This is a genomic window from Streptomyces chilikensis (genome assembly GCF_001642695.1).
GTDB lineage: Bacteria > Actinomycetota > Actinomycetes > Streptomycetales > Streptomycetaceae > Streptomyces > Streptomyces chilikensis.
Map to the genome: position 1 here is coordinate 3,879,276 of NZ_LWCC02000005.1, position 2,772 is coordinate 3,882,047.

Genomic DNA, 2,772 nt, shown 5'->3' on the forward strand with positions numbered 1-2,772 from the left:
GGGCCCGGCGGGGGCCGCCGCGGCCGGGCGCGGGGTGACCGGCTGCTGCGGACGGCCGGACTCCGGCGCGGCGGGGCGGCGGGGCGCGGGCGGCTCGTCGAAGACGCTGCCCACGGGCTTCTCGCCGCTCTCCACGGCGCGGACCGCGGCGAGCAGTTCGGCGGCGGTGCCGGAGAGCTTGCCGCCGGCCTCCACGGGACCCTGCTTGGCCGCCTTGCGGCGCTCGATCCGCTCCCGTTCCCGCTTCTGCGCGAGCAGCTCCGCCTCGGCCTCGGACAACTCCCGCGCCTCCGCGGGCGCCTCGCCGGCGCCCTCGGCCCGGCCCTCGGCGCCGTCGGTCCCCGCACCGGCGCCGGGCTCGCCGGCCGCGTCCGCGGAGGCCTCGGCGTCCCCGCCCCCGGCGGGTTCGGCACGGCCGTCCCCTGCGGAGTCCGCGGCGGAGCCCTCGGAGGAGTCCGCGCCGACGGGGGGTTCCGCGTCCCCGGAGGGCTCCTCGCCGGCGGCGGAGCCCGTGTTCCCGACGCCCTCGACGGCGCCGCCGTCACCCGCCGCGGCCTCTTCCCGCGGCCCCGGCTCGGGATGCTCCGTGGTCTCGGGGTCCGTCGTCACAGCGTGCTCCAGTCGTGATCGGGATAGCGGTGCACGGGCGCCGACACGTCGTCGAGAGCCCGGCAGATCTCGTCTGGAAGGGTAAGCGTCTCCACCGACAGCGCCGCCTCCAGCTGCTGCGCGGTCCGCGCGCCGACGATCGGCGCGGCCACCCCGGGACGGTCGCGGATCCAGGCCAGGGAGACCTGGAGCGGTGTGACGGCGAGCCCGTCGGCGGCGGTGGTCACCGCGTCCACGATGCGCCCGGCGGCGTCGTCGAGGTAGGGCGCGACGAACGGGGCGAGGTGCTCCGAGGCGCCGCGCGAGTCGGCGGGGGTGCCGGTGCGGTACTTGCCGGTGAGCACTCCGCGCCCGAGCGGCGAGGAGGGCAGCAGGCCGACCCCCAGCTCCAGCGCCGCGGGCAGGACTTCGCGCTCGACGCCGCGCTGGAGCAGCGAGTACTCCATCTGGGTGCCCGCCAGCGCGGTCCGCGCGCCGGGCGCGGCGAGCTGCCAGGTGGCCGCCCGGGCGAGCTGCCAGCCGCAGAAGTTGGACACGCCGACGTAGCGGGCCCGCCCGCTGGTGACCGCGATGTCCAGCGCCTGGAGGGTCTCCTCGAGGGGCGTGCCCTCGTCGTAGGCGTGCACCTGCCACAGGTCGACGTGGTCGGTGCCGAGGCGGGCCAGCGAGTCGTCGAGGGCGGCGAGCAGGTGGCCCCGCGAGCCGTCGACCCGGCGCTGCGGGTCCGGCACGCTCCCCGCCTTGGTGGAGATGACCAGGTCCCCGCGCGGCACCAGGTCGGAGATCAGCCGGCCCAGCAGGTACTCGGCCTCCCCGCCGCCGTATATGTCGGCGGTGTCGACGAGGGTGCCGCCGGCCTCCCAGAACGCCTTCAACAGCTCGGCCGCGTCGTGCTCGCCGGTGTCCCGGCCCCAGGTGAGGGTGCCGAGTCCGATGCGGGACACGCGTAGGCCGGTCCGGCCGAGATGCCTCTGCTTCATGAACGCGCACATTACTGGCCGGATTCGTGTCCCGTGGAACCCTGTGGACAACCGGCCGCGGGCCGTCCGGCGCGTCGCTCCCGGACGTGACCCGCATCGCGCCCTCCCCCGCTCCCCACCGGGCTCCCGGCGCGCTAGGGTCCTGCTGGACAGGGACGTTACTGATCGGTAAGGGGAGCGGCATGCGGCTCGGGATCAACCTCGGCTACTGGGGCGCCGGAATGGACCAGGACAACCTGGAGGTGGCCAAGGAGGCCGACCGCCTGGGTTACTCCGTCTGCTGGGCCGCGGAGGCGTACGGCTCCGACGCCGCCACGGTGCTCAGCTGGGTGGCGGCCCAGACCGAGCGGATCGACGTCGGCTCGGCGATCTTCCAGATCCCGGCCCGCCAGCCCGCCATGACGGCGATGACCGCCGCGACCCTGGACTCGCTCTCCGGTGGCCGGTTCCGGCTGGGCCTGGGCGTCTCGGGCCCGCAGGTCTCCGAGGGCTGGTACGGCGTCAAGTTCGACAAGCCGCTCGCCCGTACGCGTGAGTACGTGGAGATCGTCCGCAAGGCGATGACCCGCGAGCGCCTCTCCTACGAGGGGGAGCACTGGACGCTGCCGCTCCCGGGCGGCCCGGGCAAGCCGCTCAAGCTCACCGTGCACCCGGAGCGCGAGCACATCCCGGTCTACATCGCGGCGATCGGCCCGAAGAACCTCGAGCAGACCGGCGAGATCGCGGACGGCGCCCTGCTGATCTTCCCGTCGGCCGACCACCTCGAGGAGACCGCGGTCAAGCACATCCGCGCGGGCCGCGAGAAGGCGGGCAGGACGCTGGAGGGCTTCGACATCGTCCCGACCCTGCCTCTGGCGGTCGGCGACGACAAGGACGTCCCGGCCCTGGCCGACGCCTTCCGCCCCTACACCGCGCTCTACGTGGGCGGCATGGGCAGCCGGAAGCAGAACTTCTACAACCAGCTCGCCCAGCGCATGGGATACGAGGAGGCCGCCGCCGAGATCCAGGACAAGTACCTGGCCGGCGACAAGGACGGCGCCGCGGCCGCGGTCCCGCAGGACCTGATCGACAGGACCACCCTGCTGGGCTCCGTGGACCGGATCGCCGACCGGATGAAGGCCTACGCCGCCGCCGGTGTCACCACCCTGACGCTGTCCCCCGCCGGTTTCACGCTCGAGGAGCG

General features: G+C 74.8%; 2 protein-coding genes and 1 pseudogene. 1 reads left to right on the top strand and 2 read right to left on the bottom strand.

Annotation, left to right across the window (positions count from 1 at the left end):
* Both A2U95_RS32075 and A2U95_RS17355 read right to left on the bottom strand, forming a co-directional pair.
* Positions 1–609 (bottom strand): annotated as a pseudogene (locus A2U95_RS32075) (DNA helicase RecD); the annotation flags it as partial.
* A complete protein-coding gene (locus A2U95_RS17355) occupies positions 606–1,589 on the bottom strand; it encodes an aldo/keto reductase (protein ID WP_166023577.1) in 984 nt (327 codons plus the stop codon). The pseudogene A2U95_RS32075 and the gene A2U95_RS17355, both read right to left, overlap by 4 nt.
* A 182-nt stretch (positions 1,590–1,771) precedes the next feature.
* On the opposite strand from A2U95_RS17355, the gene A2U95_RS17360 reads away from it, so the two are divergent.
* A partial coding sequence (locus tag A2U95_RS17360; protein WP_166025324.1) for an LLM class F420-dependent oxidoreductase occupies positions 1,772–2,772 on the top strand: 1,001 nt, incomplete at its 3' end.

Bases quoted from the DNA above. Each gene is read 5' to 3' on its own strand.
- A2U95_RS17355 (WP_166023577.1), bottom strand. From the start codon at position 1,589: ATGAAGCAGAGGCATCTCGGCCGGACCGGCCTACGCGTGTCCCGCATC.